The following is a 15535-nucleotide window of genomic DNA, read 5'->3' on the forward strand; positions in this document are numbered from 1 at the left end:
GGACGCACCGATGAGGGTGTGTCCGCCCTTTCGCGTGCGGGCTCAGACCAGCAGGTCGCGCTTCAGGTCGCGCAGTTCGGCCTTGCTGATGCCGAGGCCCTGACGCTCGTACGCGTCGAACGAGCCGAACGTGTCGCGGACCTCGTCGAACCCGGAGTTCAGGTAGCCGGCGCGGACGTCCAGGAGCGGCTTGTAGACCTTGGCCTGCTCCGGCGGCATCGAGGCGAGGGCCGCCGCGTTGGCCTCGGCGCGGTAGTCGTTCGAGGCGAGGTAGTCGGCCATGACCGTTTCGCGGGGGACGCCGAGGGCGGTGAGCAGCGCGGCGTTCGCCCAGCCCGTGCGGTCCTTGCCCGCCGTGCAGTGGAACAGCACGCTGTCGCCTGCCGTGATGCCCGAGAAGACCTTCCGGTAGGCGGTCTTCGCGGAGGCGCCGCTGACCATGAACTTCTCGCCGTCGGTCATCATCGCGACGGCCGCCGCCTCCGTCGTGGGCAGCGTGGTGCCGGTGTCCTGGCCCGCGAGGACGTCCGCGACCACGTACGAGGTGCCGGCCGGGACGCGGTCCGGCGCGGCGGAGCGCTCGGAGGCCATGCGCAGGTCGAAGTCCGTGTCGATGCCGAGCCGCTTCAGCTTGGCGAGGTCGGCGGGGGTCAGCTTGTCGAGCGCGTCCGAGCGGTAGATCTCGCCCATCTTCACCCAGTGGCCGTCGCTGGTGCGGTAGCCGCCGGCGTCGCGGAAGTTCACCGCGCCGTCGAGCTTGACGAGGCGGTCGGCCAGGTGCAGGCCGTGGCCGCGGTCCGCGGTGAGGTCGAACCACTGGCGGTCGGCGTTCGCCGGGAGGCCGGTGACCTTCACCGTGCCGGTGGAGCCGCCGCTCGCCACGGTGCGGCCGTTCGCCTTCACGGTGACGTGCCGGGTGCCGGGCGCCTTCCAGGAGATCTCGTACGTGCCCGGGGTCGCCGCCGCCGTGACCACGGCCTGCGTGAAGGGGATCCGGGCGGACGGCGCGTGGTGCCCGGCGTGTGCGGTGTGCGCGGAGGCCGCCGGGGCTGCGAGAGTGGCCAGGAAAGCGGCGGCCGACAGAGCGGTGACCGTGCCCCTGACACGCGTCATCTGCTGCTTCGTGTGCGTCATGAGGCGGATGCTTCGGGCCCCCGGAGAGCGGGGGGCGACGGGGCGGTGAACGGCGCGGGAACCTCAGGAAGCGGACTCTTCTGTACCTTCGCGAACTGGGCAAATGCGCGCCGAAGTGACCACAAGGGCGTCTCTTCCCATACCAGTTGAGGTCGCTTGGATCACTGAAGCGAACGTTCCTGGTCGATTACAGTGCTGCGAGTCGAAGGCCGCAGGGCAGCGAAGGAGAGCCATGGGCGCACCACCCGCCGCCGGGGCCGTCTGGGGCCGCGCCGAACAGCAGGACTTCCGCAGCCGGGTGCGCGGCGCGTTGCTCGGCTCCGCGCTCGGCGACGCGCTGGGTGCCCCGCTCGACGAGAAGGCGCCGGACGACGCCCCCGCCGCGCGCGGCGCCGAGCTGCTGCCCGCCTACGGCCGCACCGGTGCCGTCACGGCCGCGACCCAGCTCGCGCTGTTCACCGTCGACGGGCTGATCCGCGCCCAGGTGCGCCGTGACACCGGCGCCTGGCACCCGCCCACCGATGTGCACCGGGCCTATCTGCGGTGGGCCGCCACCCAGCGCGACTGGGGGCCCGACGAGCGGCGCAAGGAGGACGGCTGGCTGGCCCGCGAGGAGTGGCTGTACGCGCGCCGCGGGGCCGTTCCGGCGTGCCTGCTCGGGCTCGGCAACGACGTCATGGGCACCATGGACAAGCCCAAGAACCCCGACGCGGACGGGCCCGAGGCGGCGACGCGGTCCGCCGGGTTCGGGCTGCTGGTCGGCTGGGAGCCGCAGCTCGTCCTTCAGCTGGCCGTCGAATGCGCCGTGCAGACGCACGGGGCGCCCGAGGCGTATCTCTCGGCGGGCGCGTACGCCGTGATCGTGCACGCCCTGGCGCGCGGTGACTCGCTGGACGCGGCGGTCCAGCGGACTCTCGCCCTGCTCGCCGCACGGCCCGGGCATCCGCCGGTCGCGGACGCGCTCAAGCATGCGCTGGGCGCCGTACGGCAGGGCATGCCGAACGCGGCGCGGGTCGGGGAACTCGTCGACGAGGGCGGGGCCGTCGGGGCGCTCTCGGGGGCCGTGTACTGCGCGCTGGTCGGCGAGGACATCCGTCACGGGCTCGGGCTCGCCGTCCACCACGACGGGCCTTCTGCTGCCGTCGGGGCGCTCTGTGGGGGGTTGCTCGGGGCGCTGCACGGGGAGACCGCGTTGCCTCCGGCGTGGGTGGTGGAGCTTGAGGGCCGGCCCACGATTCTTGAACTGGCCGACGATTTCGCCATGGAGATGACGCAGGGGGCCGCGCTGCATGGCCCTGCCGGGGCGTCTGAGGGGTGGCTGGCCCGGTATCCACGGGCGTAGGCCCTGGCCGGCCGGTGGTCGGGTGCGGGTCGCGTCGTGGTTGCTCGCGCAGTTCCCCGCGCCCCTGGAGATGCGCACTTCGTGCGCGATCTCCATCGAGGGAGCTGCGCGAAGCGCACGCTCCAGGGGCGCGGGGAACTGCGCGACCGGCCACGACGAGAGCCGCACCCGGATCGCGACCCGCGGTCTACAGGCGCTGGACGTCGTCCTGGGCCCCGGTGGGAGCCGGGATCGTGGCAGCTGCCGAACCGGAGCCGTCGTCGTCGGTGTTGATGCGTTCGATGATGTCGTCGCGCTCGGGAGTGTCCTCGGGCTTGATGAAGCCGATGCCGATGTAGAGGACGAGGGACACCGCGAGCGGGATCGAGACCTGGTACTGGAGCGGGACGCCCCCGTCGACGTTCCAGCTGATCGGGTAGTTGACCAGCCAGAAGGCCAGTAGACCCATCGCCCAGCTGGTGAGCGCCGCGGTCGGCCCGGATTTGCGGAACGCGCGCAGCAGCCCGAGCATCATCGGGATCGCGATCGGCCCCATCAGACCGGCGACCCACTTGATGACGACGGTGATGATGTCCTTGAAGGTGGGCGAGTTGACCTGCGTGGCCACCGCCATGGACAGGCCGAGGAAGACGACGGTCGTCAGCCGGGCGGCGATCAGGCCCCGGCGTTCGTTCCAGGAGCGCGCCTTGGCGGAGAGCACCGGGGCGACGTCACGGGTGAAGACGGCCGCGATGGCGTTGGCGTCCGAGGAGCACATGGCCATCGTGTGCGAGAAGAACCCGACGATGACGAGGCCCAGCAGCCCGTGCGGCAGCAGCTGCTCGGTCATCAGGCCGTAGGAGTCGGAGCCGTCCGGCTTCTGCGCGTGGACGAGCAGCGGCGACATCCACATGGGGAAGAACAGGACGGCCGGCCACACCAGCCACAGGACCGCCGACAGCCGGGCGGAGCGCGTGGCCTCCTTGGGGGAGGCGGTGGCCATGTAGCGCTGGGCCTGGTTGAGCATGCCGCCGTTGTACTCGAAGAGCTTGATGAACAGGAACGCGAGCAGGAACACCGCGCCGTACTGGCCGACCAGCGGCTTGCCGTGGCCCTGGAGTTCGGGCCGGTTCCAGGCGTCGAGGAAGCCGATGTTCTTGTCGTCGAGCTTGATGACGACCGCGATGAACATCGAGACACCGGCGAGGAGCTGGATGATGAACTGGCCCAGCTCGGTGAGGGCGTCGGCCCACAGCCCGCCGATGGTGCAGTAGACGGCGGTGATGGCGCCGGTGATCAGGATGCCCTGGTTGAGGGAGATGCCGGTGAACACCGAGAGCAGGGTGGCGATGGCCGCCCACTTCGCCGCCACGTCGACGATCTTCAGCAGCATGCCGGACCAGGCGAGCGCCTGCTGGGTCGGCAGGTTGTAGCGGTTCTTCAGGTATTCGAGGGGTGACGCCACGTGCAGCCGGGACCGCAGGCGGTTGACCCGGGGTGCGAAGAGGTTGGCGCCGATGGCGATCCCGATCGCGATCGGGAAGGACCAGGTGACGAAGGACGTCACGCCGTACGTGTACGCGATGCCGGCGTAACCGGTGAACATCACCGCGCTGTACCCGGACATGTGGTGCGAGATGCCCGACAGCCACCACGGCATCTTGCCGCCGGCCGTGAAGAAGTCGGAGACGTTGTCCACACGTTTGTGGGACCAGACGCCGATCGCGATCATGATGCCGAAATAGCCGATGAGCACGACCCAGTCGAGACTGTTCATGTGCCCCCTCCAGGGGTCCGCCTTGTGAACGTTGCGGCTCTTCGTCAGTACGTCCGTTTCAGCGGGCGCCCCCGTGCGGGAGTGGGGACTTCGGGGATTGAACCCCTTGTTCGGGGAGCCGGTCAAGGGCTCTCACGGTCATGGATGTGAACCGAGATCAGCAAGTCGAACGATTTTGCACTTTCGTGACCCGGCGGGGAGTTGTCGTGAACGTGACCGGGGCCACACCATGAGCGGGCACTTCGTCAGTAGCCACCAGAGCCATCAGAGCCACCAGCAGCGCACAGACGCGAACGACCGCACGGGATGCGGGTCCCGTGCGGTCGCGTGAGAGGAGTGTTCTCGACTCCGATGATCAGTGCATGAGTTCGCCCGCGTTCACCAGCAGTTGCTGACCGGTGATCGCGCGGGCCCGGTCCGACGCGAAGAAGACCGCCGCGTCGGCCACATCGCCGTCCGTGGCGAGTTCGGGCAGGGCCATCCGTTCGGTGAGCCGCCCCAGGACCTCGTCCTCCGGCACCTTCTCGGTGTGCGCCGTGAACTGGACGAAGGCCTGCACCGGCGGGCCCCACATCCAGCCCGGCAGCACCGTGTTCACCCGGATCCGGTGCGGCCCCAACTCCCGCGCCAGGGAGTACATCGCGCTCGTCAGCGCGCCCTTCGACGCCGCGTACGCCGCCTGCCACACCTGGGTCGGCGCCGCCACGGCCGACTGCGTCCCGATGATGACGACCGAGCCGCCGCGCTCCTTGAGGGCGGGCAGGCAGGCTCGGGTCATGCGCAGCGTGCCGAGCAGATTGACGTCGAGCACCCCGCGCCAGGTCTCGAAGTCGGCGTCCTCCAGGCCGCCGAAGTAGCTGTCCCAGGCGGCGACATGGACCACCGCGTCCACCCCGCCGAACCGCTCGCGGGCCAGCTCGGCGAGGGCCGCGCACTGCCCCTCGTCGGTGATGTCCGTGGCCCGGTACGCGGTCCGGGCGCCGGCCGGGTCCAGCTCGGCGGCGGCCTTGGCCAGATTGGCCTCCGTGCGCGCCCCGAGCACCGCGTTGCCGCCGTCGCGCAGCACGGCCGCGGCCACCTGGTGACCGAGCCCGGCGCCGACGCCGGAAATGATCACGGTCTTCCCGGCGAGCAGCTCACCATTCCCCATCGGTCGCCTCCCGGCTCTGGTCATCTTTCTGACGGAGCGTCAGAGTAGGGGCGTCGCACGGAGGACGGAAGGGGATCGGCATGGACACCCACAGTGACTCGGGCACCCACGGTGACTCGGACACCCACAGTGAGACCTACGCGGAACTGGCGGCCGTCGGCCCGTACGGAGTGCGCCCCGGGCACGCCCTGATCACCATGGTCGAACCGCACCCGGGCCACGAGTACGCGTACAACCGCTGGTACGAGGACGACCACTACTACGCCGGCGCGATGGCCATGCCCTGGATGTTCGCCGGGCGCCGCTGGGTCGCCACCCGCGACCTCCAGCTCCTGCGCTACCCGGAGAAGTCGGCGGTCGCCGAGCCGGTCACGGCGGGCTGCTACCTCTCCACGTACTGGGTCACCGAGGGCCGCTACGACGAGCACATGAAATGGACCGTCGGCATCAACAAGCGGCTCAACCGGGACGGCCGGGTCTACCAGGACCGCACCCACGTCTTCACGGCCTTCCAGGACCACGAGGCGACCGTCTACCGGGACGGGGCGGCCGGACCCCGGGACTTCCACGCCCTCGACCACCCGTACGCGGGTCTGGTCGTGGAGGTCATCGACGTCGAGCGGCCGGAGCAGCGCGCCGGACTCGTGGAGTGGCTGCGCGCGCGCCATCTGCCGAAGACGCTCGCGGGCTCACCGGCGGCCATGGTCACGCTCTTCAGGCCGACACCGCTGCCGGGCGACAGGATGACGTACGTGAAGCAGGTCGAGGGCGTCGACACCCGGCTGACGCTGCTCTGGTTCCTGGAGGCGGATCCGCGCGAGTGCTGGCAGGAGCACTTCGCGGGGCTCGGCGAGCGGGTGGCGGGGGCGGGGCTCGGGGCGCGGGTGGAGCTGATGGCGCCGTTCGTCCCGACGGTGCCGGGGACCGACCGGTACGTGGACCGGCTCCGCTGAGATACGGCCGAGCCCCCTCGGCCAGGACGGCGACCAGTCGAGAGGGCTCCCACAGTGATGCTCAGTGTTGCTCTGTGATGCTTGCTGTGCGTATGCGGTTGTTGAGCCGTGGTGCATCGGCACGCTTCGTGCCGCGGGTGTCTCCGTGCGGTCAGAACGCGCCCGTGCTCACCTCGTGCACGAACGCGGTCCACGAGCCGGGCGTGAAGCCGATCGAAGGCCCTTCCACGACCTTCGAGTCCCGTACCGCGATGGCGTGCACCACGGGAGACTTGACCTCTACGCACGCGCCGTTGCCCGTGGAATACGAGGACTTGATCCAGGATTCCGTGGCGCCTTGCTGGATTGCCATGTTCGCTCCGGTTTAGCCAGTGGTCGAATTACATCCCCGCTCGGTGATCCAGAGCGGTTCCCGCCAACGATGGTGACTCGGTGGCGTGATCGACGCTACTCGCCAACTCGGGTGCGTGAAGCGGGCATTCACTCGACCGGATGGCATATTCCACTGGGGTCTTCCGTTCGCCAGAGGCGAAGGTGTACCGTGCGGCGCCTTTGTCCCGAAGTCGCGGAGAATGCCGAATCTGCCCGGAATTTGATCTTCCGGAAAGGCCGCCGAAGATCGTCAGCGAGCGTACTCCTTGGCGATCTCGGAGATGAACTGTTGCGATTGGTCCACATTCAGCGCTTGTGCCCGCAAATGCTCGTACATGACGCTGTACTTCTGCACATCGTTGGCCTTCTCCAGGTACAGGTCGCTGGTGACGCCCTCGATATAGACCACGCTGGAATCCGCCGCGTCGGGGAACTCCAGAATCGCGTACTGCCCGTTGAGCCCCGGGTGCGCGCCCATCTCGAACGGGATGACCTGGACCGTCACGTGCGGCAGCTGGGACTGCTCGACCAAGTGCTCCAACTGCTCCCGCATGATGCCCCGGCCGCCGACCGTGCGGCGCAGCGCCGCCTCGTCGAGCACCGTCCACAGGCGCAGCGGGTTGTCGGGCGCCTGGATGCGCTCCTGGCGCCGCATCCGGACCTGGACGCGCTTGTCGATGTCCGACGGCATCGTCTCCGGCAGCGCGCCGTTGATGAGCGCCTCCGCGTAGCCCCGGGTCTGCAGCAGGCCCGGGACGACCTGGGGGTCGTAGACGCGCAGGCTCGCCGCGTCCGTCTCCAGGCCGATGTACACGCTGTACGGGATGTCGCCGAAGGAGTGCCACCAGCCCTGCTGGCGCGAGTCCTTGGCCATCTGCATCAGCGAGTCCACGATGCGGTGGTCCTCGACCTCGTAGACCCCGCACAGGTCGCGGACATCGCGCTGGCTGATGCTGCGCCGCCCGTTCTCCAGGCGGCTGATCTTCGACTGCGACACCAGCAGGCGCTCGGCGACCTCCTCGGCGGTCATGCCCTTGAGCTCACGGAGCCTCCGCAGCTCCTGGCCCAACCGGCGTCGCCTGACGGTGGGATTGACGTTGGACGCCACGGGACGTGCACCTCCGGCTGCGTGCATTTTTTTGTACGTTGCGTATCTGCTGTTCAGCAGATTGCCACCAACCGGCCGCCACCGCTGCCAAACAGCGGATATGCGGGGGGTGCGCAGCGGGAACGCGACCGCGCGGGGCGATGCCCCGGGGTCCGCTCCGCGGTGCGGAGGACGGACGCCGGGCGCATCACCCCGCGCGGTACAGCGGCTCCCGAACCGGGTCTTGGGGACTGCGGTGCGGCGCTGGTGCGGTTGGTGAGTCAGTTACTCGTGGTGCTGGTGGTGCTCGTACTGCTGGTGGTGCCCATGGCTCGCACAGTGCTGCGCCGACGGCTTCCGAGTCTCCTCAGTGGGCCGCGGCGCGCGCCATGTGGCCGTGGTGGTGCTGTTGCATCGGAACGCCCCTTGCGGGTTCCGGTGCGCCCCGGCCCGCCGGGGTGGCGGGCGAACGGCGTGGCTGCGCGGCCACCCCGTTCTGGACGTCCATCACGGCGTGCGCCACGAGGCCGCCCATCGGGTCGTGCCTGATCAGATCCCGCAACCGGGAGCGGGACGATCGTCCCTCGTTGCCCGGGTACAGGTGCTTGCCGAGTCCGACCGCGTGGGCCAGTGCGGCGAGCGCCGCGGTCCGTGGGTCCGGCGGGACGCCGGTACGGATCGCACTGTCCAGCCGGGCCCTGATCTCCCGGCTGATCGCCGTGTCCGTCGCCTGGTAGCGAGTCGTCGGCAGTACCCCGCACATCTGGCCGGCCACGGCATGCACCATGCCGCACCGCTCCAGGTGCGAGAGGTAGGTCTGGCGAAGCCCCAGTCGTGGCCCGCCAATCCAGTGGACTGCCCGCACAGGAGCGCCGCGCCTTCGCAGCAACTCCAACGCGCAGTCCAGAGTCGGATCTCCGGTCGGCCGTGGTGCCACCACGGCGATACGATCCCCGTCTGGGGCTATCCGTCCGGCCAGCGCCAGCTCTACTAGCTGTGCTCCGGCCAGACCTAGGTCGAGCGACTGCGGCTGCGCTGTGGTACCCGTGGCCGGGTCCAGAGCGAGCAGCAGAAGCTCCTCCGGAATTGTTCTGCGGCTCCTGCCCATCCATGCCTCCCCGCGTGGATGAATGACAGGGTGACCCCTCTCACATTGGTCTGTCGAGAGTGCGTGGGGGCTTTGGTAGGGAACCAGTAGGTATGTCGTTCTCGTCTACCACGTGGGTTAAGCCCCCACACAGGACACTGGTACATGGTTCGGACAGCGCTGGTTTGCGTCGGCGTCTAGTGGTTAGCGGTCGAGGAGGCATCGGTGGCGGGGACCCCCGACAGGTCGGGAGAGCAGCAGGCGTCGGGAGGCCCGGGCTCGCAGGAGCGCGATCCGCGCCTCGCTGTGGCGCGGGAGACGAGCCCGGAGGTGGATCGCGCTACGGCGGTCTTCTCGGTCCGTGACGCCGCGGGGACGGGGTCCGGTTCCGGATCCGGCTCCGCGGCGGGTACGCGGTCCGGTCCGGGTGCTTCGGGTACTTCGGGTACGGAGACGGAGTCGGCCGCCGGGGCCGACGCGGGTGCGGACGAGCCCGGTGACGCGCGGTTGCGCGCCGCTGTGGCCGCGTGGGTGTCCGGTGGCGGTACGAGTGACAGTGCGGGGGGCTCCGCCGGTGCGGGGTCCGAGGAGGCCGGGCCGGCCGACGCCGACGACGTGAGCGAGGAGAGCGCCGCCGTGCCGGACGCCGACGCCGAGGATTCCGCTGCCGAGCCCGCGGGCGCGGACGCCGGGGACTCGGGGGCCGAGGATGCCGCCCCGGAGACCGTGGCCGAGGCCGCGGACGCCAAGGACAGCGGCGCCGAGGACGCGGACGGCAAGCCGGCCGACGCCGAGCCCGTCGCCCCGGAGGCTGCCGCCGGGAGTGCGGACGCAAAGGGAACCGGAGCCGAGGATTCGGCCGCCGAGCCCGTGGACGCCGAGGCTGCCGCCCCGGAGGCTGCCGCCAAGGGGGCCGACGCCGAGGACGCGGACGCCGAGCCGGCCGACGCGAAGCCCGCAGGCGCGGACGCCGAGGCTGCCGAGGCCGAGGACAGCGGCGCCGAGGACGCGGACCCTGAGCCCGCGGACCCTGAGCCCGCGGACCCTGAGCCCGCCGACGCCAAGCCTGCCGGTCCGGAGGCGGCCGCCAAGGGCGCGGATGCCGAGGGCAGCGACGCCGAGGACGCGGACGCCAAGCCCGCGGCCAAGGACGCCGACGCCGAGGACACCGGCACCAAGCCCGCCGCTCCCGAAGCCGACGCCAAGGGCGCCAGCGCCAAGCCCGTCGACGCCAAGGACACCGCGGCCGAGGTTGCCGGTGCCAAGGGCGCGGATGCCAAGGACAGCGGCGCCAAGCCCGCTGACGCCAAGCCCGCCGCCGTCGACCAGCCCACCGCCGTCTTCAAGGCCGTTCAGCCGCCGGTCGATCAGCCGACCACGATGCTGAAGTCGCCCGCCGCCGGGGGGGCCGGGAAGGCCGGTGCCAAGGAAGAGTCCGAGGCTGAGCGGACCAGTCGGTTCGTGCCGCTCAAGCCGCTCGACGAGAGCGGCCCCGCTGCCGCGAAGGCGGACGGGCCCGCCGTCGCGGAGCCCGAGCGGACGCGGCAGCAGCCGTTGCCGCCGAAGCCGCCGATCGACCTGCTCGCCGAGCTGACCAACACCCCGCCCCCGCCGGAGACCCGCACCCGCACCGCGGTGCGCCGGGTCAAGGTGTGGACGCCGATCGTCATCCTCCTGATCGTCGCGTTTGCGATCGTGCAGGCCGTACGCCCGCTGCCGACGCCCACGCTGGCGCTGACCGCCGACGACTCGTACTCCTTCGACGGCGACAGCACGAAGCTGCCGTGGCCGTCCGAGGGCCAGGGCTGGATGGACGTCCAGGGCATCGGCACCATGGACGACTTCGGCAAGCAGACGCCGGTGCCGATCGGCTCGGTCGCCAAGTCCATGACCGCGTACATCATCCTGCGCGACCACCCCCTGAAGGCGGGTGCGGGCGGCCCCGAGATCAGCGTCGACAAGACCGCCGAGAAGGAGGGCGGCTACGACGCCGACGGGCAGAACGAGTCGACGCTGAACACCGTCAAGGAGGGCGACAAGCTCTCCGAGAAGGACGCGCTGTCGGCCGTGATGATCCCGTCGGCCAACAACATCGCGCGGCTGCTCGCGCGCTGGGACGCCGGTTCCGAGGAGGCGTTCGTCAAGAAGATGAACGCCACCGCCAAGAAGCTCGGCATGAAGAACACCACGTACACCGACCCCTCGGGCCTGAAGGAGAGCACCGTCTCCACCGCCGAGGACCAGGTGAAGCTCGGCAACGAGCTGGTGCAGATCAAGGCGCTCACCGACATCACCAAGCTGCCGGTATGGAAGGACCCGTCGGGCAAGACGTGGACCAACTACAACCGGCTGGTCCCGTACGACGGCGCCATCGGCATCAAGACGGGCACGACGACGAAGGCGGGCGGCAACCTGCTGTTCGCCGCGACCAAGGAGGTCGGCGGCGAGACCGTCACCGTCGTCGGCGCGATCCTCGGCCAGCACAAGGCGCCGATCATCGACACCGTCAACGCGGTCAGCAAGACGGCGATGATCGCCGCCCAGGGCGCCCTGAAGCCGGCGACCATCCTGAAGAAGGGCGACGTCGTCGGGTACGTGGACGACGGCCTCGGAGGGCACACGCCGGTCGTGCTGACCAAGAACGTCACCGCGGTCGGCTGGGCCGGCAAGACCGTCAAGCTGGAGATCGCCGACCAGAGCGGAAAAACCGTTCCGCACACCGCCACCGCCGGTACCAAGGTGGGCGTGCTCAAGGTGGGCGACGGGGAGGGCGGGGCCGTCGAGGTGCCCGTCGCGCTGCAGAGCGACCTCGCCGAGCCCGGCTTCGGAGCGAAAATCAAGCGCGTCGGCTGAGGTGGTTGCGGGAGGCTGGTGACCACCGGCCTCCCGCGGCGCCCGTTCACAGGTGCCGTGCTAGCGTCGCGAGACCGGGGCAGGACCGGGGCGTTCGGGACGTTCCCCTCGGTCGTCACAACGGTACGTACGGGGAGTGTCAGCAGTGGCCACAGCGGAGCCGACGCGTGCCGACGACGCGGACGCGGAGCCGGGCTCGGAGCGCGTACGAATACGGCCCGCGCACGAGTCGCGCGGTACGGCGAGGAGAGCGGCGGCGCGGCGTGCCGCACAGCATCCCGTCCTGCTCGCCACCGCGATCGCCGGGATCCTGCACCTCATCTGGTTCTTCACGTTCGCGAACAGTGGCGGTGACCTCGCCGCGCAGGACGCGTGGGCCGAGTTCGTGGGCCGGCACCCCGACTCCGCGTACAACCTCGCCTGGTACGGCGGCATGCACCCGGTCTCGTACAGCGTGGTGTCGCCCTATCTGATGTCCGTGCTCGGTGTGCGGACGACGATGATGATCGCGGGGACGCTCTCCGCCGCCCTGCTGACCATGATCCTGATCCGTTCGCGGGCCGTCGCCAGGCCGCTGTGGCCCGCGCTCGCCGGGGTCTTCGCGCTGCTGTGCAACGCGGCTTCGGGCCGGGTCACGTTCGGGCTCGGCATGATGTTCGGGCTCGGCGCCGTCGCCGCCGTCTTCTGCTGGCCGCACCGCTGGCGCTACAAGCGCTGGGCGAAGGCCGTCGTCGCGGCCCCGCTGGCCGGCATCGCGACCGCCTGCTCGCCGGTGGCCGGGCTCTTCGTCGGGCTCGTCGCCGTGGCGCTCTTCCTCCAGAAGAGACGGCCGGGAGCGTACGCGCTCGGGATCGCGCCCGCCGCCGTGGTCGGGCTCTCGGCGTGGCTGTTCCCGTTCTCGGGGACGCAGCCGATGTCGTTCTGGTCGGCGCTGCTGCCGATGGTCTACGGCGTCCTCACCTACGTCCTCGTCCCCAAGGAATGGGTGACGGTCCGGATCACCTCCGCCGTCTACACCCTCGCCGTGCTGCTGGTGTGGCTGATCAGCTCGCAGATCGGCTCCAACATCACCCGCCTCCCGATGCTGTTCGCGGGCGTCGCGCTGCTGGCCGCGCTGCCGTTCACCGTGCCGCGCTCACGCAAGTGGTACGTCATCGTCATCGCGTTCGTCGGGTTCAACGGGTGGATCGGCTTCAAGTCCGTCGACGACGTCGTGCACACCACCCCGGCCGCCTCCTGGGCCCGCGAGCTGGCGCCGCTCGTCAATGAACTCCAGCAGGTCAGCGCCGAGCGCGGCCGCGTCGAGGTCGTGCCCGCCCGCTCGCACCGGGAGGCCTCCGCGCTCGCGCCGTACGTGAATCTGGCGCGCGGCTGGAACCGGCAGAACGACATGCAGCGCAACCCCCTCTTCTACGACGACACGCTCAACTCCGCGAACTACCACGAATGGCTCAAGCGTTGGGCCGTGCACTATGTGGTGCTGCCCAAGGGGGAGCCCGACGGCTCCGGTGGTGAGCGTGAGCGGGAGCTGGTGCAGCGCGGGCTGCCCTATCTGAAGCAGGTGTGGGGCGACGCCAACTGGCAGCTGTTCGCCGTCACCGATCCGACGCCGATGGCCGAGCCGCACGCGCGGGTCGATGCCGCCGAGCAGAGCGAGCTGACCATCGAGGTGACGAAGCCGGGGCGGGTGCTGATCCGGATCCCGTACTCGCCGTGGCTGTCCGTCGTGGACGCCGACGGCAAGGGTGTCGGTACGCCGCAGGAGACCGAGGCGTCGAAGCGGGCGCGGGAGGCGGACGACAGCCTTCCGCGGGCGTTCGACAATGTGCACGGGTGCCTGATGGAGACCGACAAGGACGACTCGGGTGACCAGTGGACCGTGCTCCTCGCCCCGAGGCCCGGCACCTATCGCCTGGCGGCGCCGTACCAGTGGTCGCGGGGAACCCCGTGCCCGGAGGAACTCCGCTGACGGTGCCCCTGTGCGGCGCTCGTCGCGGTTCCCCCGCGCCCCTTTTCGGGTTGTCGTTTGGCTGCGGGCGGGTGGGGGCTGGTCGCGCAGTTCCCCGCGCCCCTGGGTAGTCGGTCGTGTGCGGCCCGGTGGCCGCTTCTCGCGCAGTTCCCCGCGCCCCTGGAGATGCGCACTTCGTGCGCTGTCTCCATCAAGGCGCGCCACCCACCCAGGGTGGAGGCGCGGCCCTGGTTCAGGGGGGAGGTGCGCCCCTTGCCTTCGGATGGAGGCGCGCGCAGCGCAGCCTCCGAGGGGAGGCGGCGCGTAGCGCCTGCCTCAGGGGCGCGGGGAACTGCGCGAGAAGCGGCCACCGGCCCGCAGGCGGAGAACTACCTAGGGGCGCGGGGAACGGCGCGAGAAGCGGCCACCGGCCCGCAGGCGACGAACTACCTAGGGGCGCGGGGAACTGCGCGACCAGCCCCCCACCGGGTCGCAGGCGTGAGACGGGCTCAGTGGGACAGTAGGGCCGCGAGGCGGGGGAGTTGGGTCGGGTCCTCCAGGGCGGAGCCCACCGCGACGACCCGGGCGCCGGCCGCCAGGTACTCGGCGGCGTTGCCGGCATCGATGCCACCGGTGGCCACGAACGGCACCTCCGGGAACGGCCCCCGCATGGCCCGGAACCACTCCACCCCCAGCACACTCGCCGGAAACGCCTTGAGCCAGTCGAGCCCGAGCCCCCGCGCGGCCTGCACATCGGTGGGCGTCGCCACCCCGGGCAGATGCGGAAGCCCGGCGACGGCGCTGGCCCGCGCCACGGCGGCGTTGAGACCCGGCGCCACGGTGAACGCCGCCCCCGCCGAAACCGCCCACTCCAACCGCTCCATGCCGGTGACGGTCCCGGCCCCCACCGGTTTCCCCCGCTCGGCACCGGCGGCGACCACCGCCCCGAGCACCCGCGCCGCCTCCTCGCTCTGCACCGGCACCTCGACGCACTCGATGCCCAGGTCCCAGGCCCGCGAGGCCAGCTCGACGGACTTCTCGGCGGACATCCCGCGCAGGATCGCCATCACCGGCACCCCGGCGAACAACGTGTCGAAGGTCGTCATGGTCGCCATCCCAGCTCCCTGGAGATCGTCTCGGTCGTGGTCAGCAGATCGGGCAGGACGTCACGGATCAGCGCGTCGAGGCCGGCCCGCGCCTTGAGCGCGGTCACCGACACGGCCGCGACGACCTCGCCGCCGCAGTCCCGTACGGGGACGGCGACACAGTTCACGTAGGACTCGTACTCGCCGTCGTCGACGGCCCAGCCGCGCCCCCGCACCGTTTCGAGGGCCGCCCGATAAGCGCCCCGGTCGGTGATCGTCGTATCGGTGCGGGGCGCGAAGTCGCAGTCGGCCAGCAGGAGTTCGGCCCGCTCCGGCGGCAGGTGCGCGAGGATCGCCTTGGCCACCCCCGCGGTGTGCAGCGGCACGGGCCGGCCGATCTCGGCGTACAGCCGCACCCCGTCGGCCGGGTCGACCTTGTCGGCGTAGACGATCCGCTCGTCCTCCAGCGCGGCGAGGTGCACGGTGTGCCCGCAGGCCGCGCCGAGGGCGCGCAGCGGTCCGGCCGCGATGTCCCGCAGCCCGAACTGTTCCCGGGCCAGGTGGGCGAGTCCGGCGAGCCGGTACCCGACCGCGTACCGCCCGTCGGGCAGCCGGCGCGCGAGGCCGCCCTCGGTGAGCGACTCCAGGATGCGCAGCGCCGTCGAGCGGTGCACGCCCAGGTGGTCGCCGACCTCGGTCTGGGTGCGGGGGCTGCGGGCGACGTACTCCAGGATGTCGATGGCCCGCCGTACGGTCTGGGACACGGGA

12 protein-coding genes are annotated in these 15535 nt (G+C 70.9%); 4 read left to right on the forward strand and 8 right to left on the reverse strand.

Annotation, left to right across the window (positions count from 1 at the left end; translation table 11 throughout):
* Nucleotides 1–42: 42 nt before the first annotated feature.
* Nucleotides 43–1134, reverse strand: a complete 1092-nt coding sequence (locus tag ACFVDP_RS30595) for a tyrosine-protein phosphatase (RefSeq protein WP_383496714.1) — start codon at nt 1132–1134, stop codon at nt 43–45.
* 232 nt (nt 1135–1366) lie between these two features.
* Here ACFVDP_RS30595 and ACFVDP_RS30600 point away from each other — a divergent pair, with 232 nt between their 5' ends.
* Nucleotides 1367–2476, forward strand: coding sequence for an ADP-ribosylglycohydrolase family protein (locus ACFVDP_RS30600; RefSeq protein ID WP_383496717.1), 1110 nt, complete (start codon nt 1367–1369; stop codon nt 2474–2476).
* A 187-nt stretch (nt 2477–2663) separates the two neighbouring features.
* Here the strand turns inward: ACFVDP_RS30600 and ACFVDP_RS30605 are convergent, their stop codons facing one another.
* A complete protein-coding gene (locus ACFVDP_RS30605; protein ID WP_383496719.1) occupies nt 2664–4232 on the reverse strand; it encodes a sodium:solute symporter family protein in 1569 nt (522 codons plus the stop codon).
* A gap of 355 nt (nt 4233–4587) precedes the next feature.
* Nucleotides 4588–5382, reverse strand: a complete 795-nt coding sequence (locus ACFVDP_RS30610) for an SDR family oxidoreductase (RefSeq protein ID WP_383496722.1) — start codon at nt 5380–5382, stop codon at nt 4588–4590.
* A gap of 80 nt (nt 5383–5462) precedes the next feature.
* Between ACFVDP_RS30610 and ACFVDP_RS30615 the strand changes: the two genes are divergently transcribed.
* Nucleotides 5463–6335 carry a hypothetical protein gene (locus tag ACFVDP_RS30615; protein ID WP_383496725.1) on the forward strand — a complete coding sequence of 291 codons (873 nt, stop codon included), beginning with the start codon at nt 5463–5465 and terminating at the stop codon, nt 6333–6335.
* A gap of 151 nt (nt 6336–6486) precedes the next feature.
* Here ACFVDP_RS30615 and ACFVDP_RS30620 read toward each other — a convergent pair whose 3' ends face one another.
* The 3 genes from ACFVDP_RS30620 to ACFVDP_RS30630 all read right to left on the reverse strand — a co-directional run bounded on the left by ACFVDP_RS30620 (nt 6487) and on the right by ACFVDP_RS30630 (nt 8902).
* Nucleotides 6487–6687 carry a DUF397 domain-containing protein gene (locus ACFVDP_RS30620; protein WP_383496727.1) on the reverse strand — a complete coding sequence of 67 codons (201 nt, stop codon included), beginning with the start codon at nt 6685–6687 and terminating at the stop codon, nt 6487–6489.
* A gap of 270 nt (nt 6688–6957) precedes the next feature.
* Nucleotides 6958–7815 (reverse strand): helix-turn-helix domain-containing protein, encoded by an 858-nt coding sequence (locus ACFVDP_RS30625; RefSeq protein WP_383496729.1) that lies wholly within the window; start codon nt 7813–7815, stop codon nt 6958–6960.
* A gap of 346 nt (nt 7816–8161) precedes the next feature.
* A complete protein-coding gene (locus tag ACFVDP_RS30630; protein ID WP_383496732.1) occupies nt 8162–8902 on the reverse strand; it encodes a GPP34 family phosphoprotein in 741 nt (246 codons plus the stop codon).
* Nucleotides 8903–9106: 204 nt separating this feature from the next.
* Here ACFVDP_RS30630 and ACFVDP_RS30635 point away from each other — a divergent pair, with 204 nt between their 5' ends.
* Together ACFVDP_RS30635 and ACFVDP_RS30640 are read left to right on the forward strand one after the other, a co-directional pair.
* Nucleotides 9107–11734 carry a D-alanyl-D-alanine carboxypeptidase gene (locus ACFVDP_RS30635; RefSeq protein ID WP_383496734.1) on the forward strand — a complete coding sequence of 876 codons (2628 nt, stop codon included), beginning with the start codon at nt 9107–9109 and terminating at the stop codon, nt 11732–11734.
* 145 nt (nt 11735–11879) lie between these two features.
* Entirely contained in the window at nt 11880–13703 is a 1824-nt protein-coding gene (locus ACFVDP_RS30640; RefSeq protein WP_383496737.1) for an MFS transporter, read from the forward strand.
* Between the two features lie 488 nt (nt 13704–14191).
* On the opposite strand, the gene ACFVDP_RS30645 is transcribed toward ACFVDP_RS30640, so the two are convergent.
* Together ACFVDP_RS30645 and ACFVDP_RS30650 are read right to left on the reverse strand one after the other, a co-directional pair.
* Nucleotides 14192–14797 (reverse strand): bifunctional 4-hydroxy-2-oxoglutarate aldolase/2-dehydro-3-deoxy-phosphogluconate aldolase, encoded by a 606-nt coding sequence (locus ACFVDP_RS30645; protein WP_383496740.1) that lies wholly within the window; start codon nt 14795–14797, stop codon nt 14192–14194.
* Nucleotides 14785–15531: an IclR family transcriptional regulator gene (locus tag ACFVDP_RS30650; protein WP_383496743.1), complete on the reverse strand. Its 747-nt coding sequence runs from the start codon at nt 15529–15531 to the stop codon at nt 14785–14787. Before ACFVDP_RS30650 ends, ACFVDP_RS30645 begins: the two co-directional genes overlap by 13 nt.
* Between the last annotated feature and the right edge of the window lie 4 nt (nt 15532–15535).

The organism is Streptomyces sp. NPDC057694 (assembly GCF_042799415.1).
GTDB lineage: Bacteria > Actinomycetota > Actinomycetes > Streptomycetales > Streptomycetaceae > Streptomyces.

What these genes read in the sequence shown, in the direction of transcription:
- ACFVDP_RS30645 (WP_383496740.1), bottom strand. Translation starts at nt 14,797, where the DNA reads ATGGCGACCATGACGACCTTCGACACGTTGTTCGCCGGGGTGCCGGTG.
- ACFVDP_RS30620 (WP_383496727.1), bottom strand. Translation starts at nt 6,687, where the DNA reads ATGGCAATCCAGCAAGGCGCCACGGAATCCTGGATCAAGTCCTCGTAT.
- ACFVDP_RS30615 (WP_383496725.1), top strand. Translation starts at nt 5,463, where the DNA reads ATGGACACCCACAGTGACTCGGGCACCCACGGTGACTCGGACACCCAC.
- ACFVDP_RS30610 (WP_383496722.1), bottom strand. Translation starts at nt 5,382, where the DNA reads ATGGGGAATGGTGAGCTGCTCGCCGGGAAGACCGTGATCATTTCCGGC.
- ACFVDP_RS30595 (WP_383496714.1), bottom strand. Translation starts at nt 1,134, where the DNA reads ATGACGCACACGAAGCAGCAGATGACGCGTGTCAGGGGCACGGTCACC.
- ACFVDP_RS30600 (WP_383496717.1), top strand. Translation starts at nt 1,367, where the DNA reads ATGGGCGCACCACCCGCCGCCGGGGCCGTCTGGGGCCGCGCCGAACAG.
- ACFVDP_RS30605 (WP_383496719.1), bottom strand. Translation starts at nt 4,232, where the DNA reads ATGAACAGTCTCGACTGGGTCGTGCTCATCGGCTATTTCGGCATCATG.
- ACFVDP_RS30630 (WP_383496732.1), bottom strand. Translation starts at nt 8,902, where the DNA reads ATGGGCAGGAGCCGCAGAACAATTCCGGAGGAGCTTCTGCTGCTCGCT.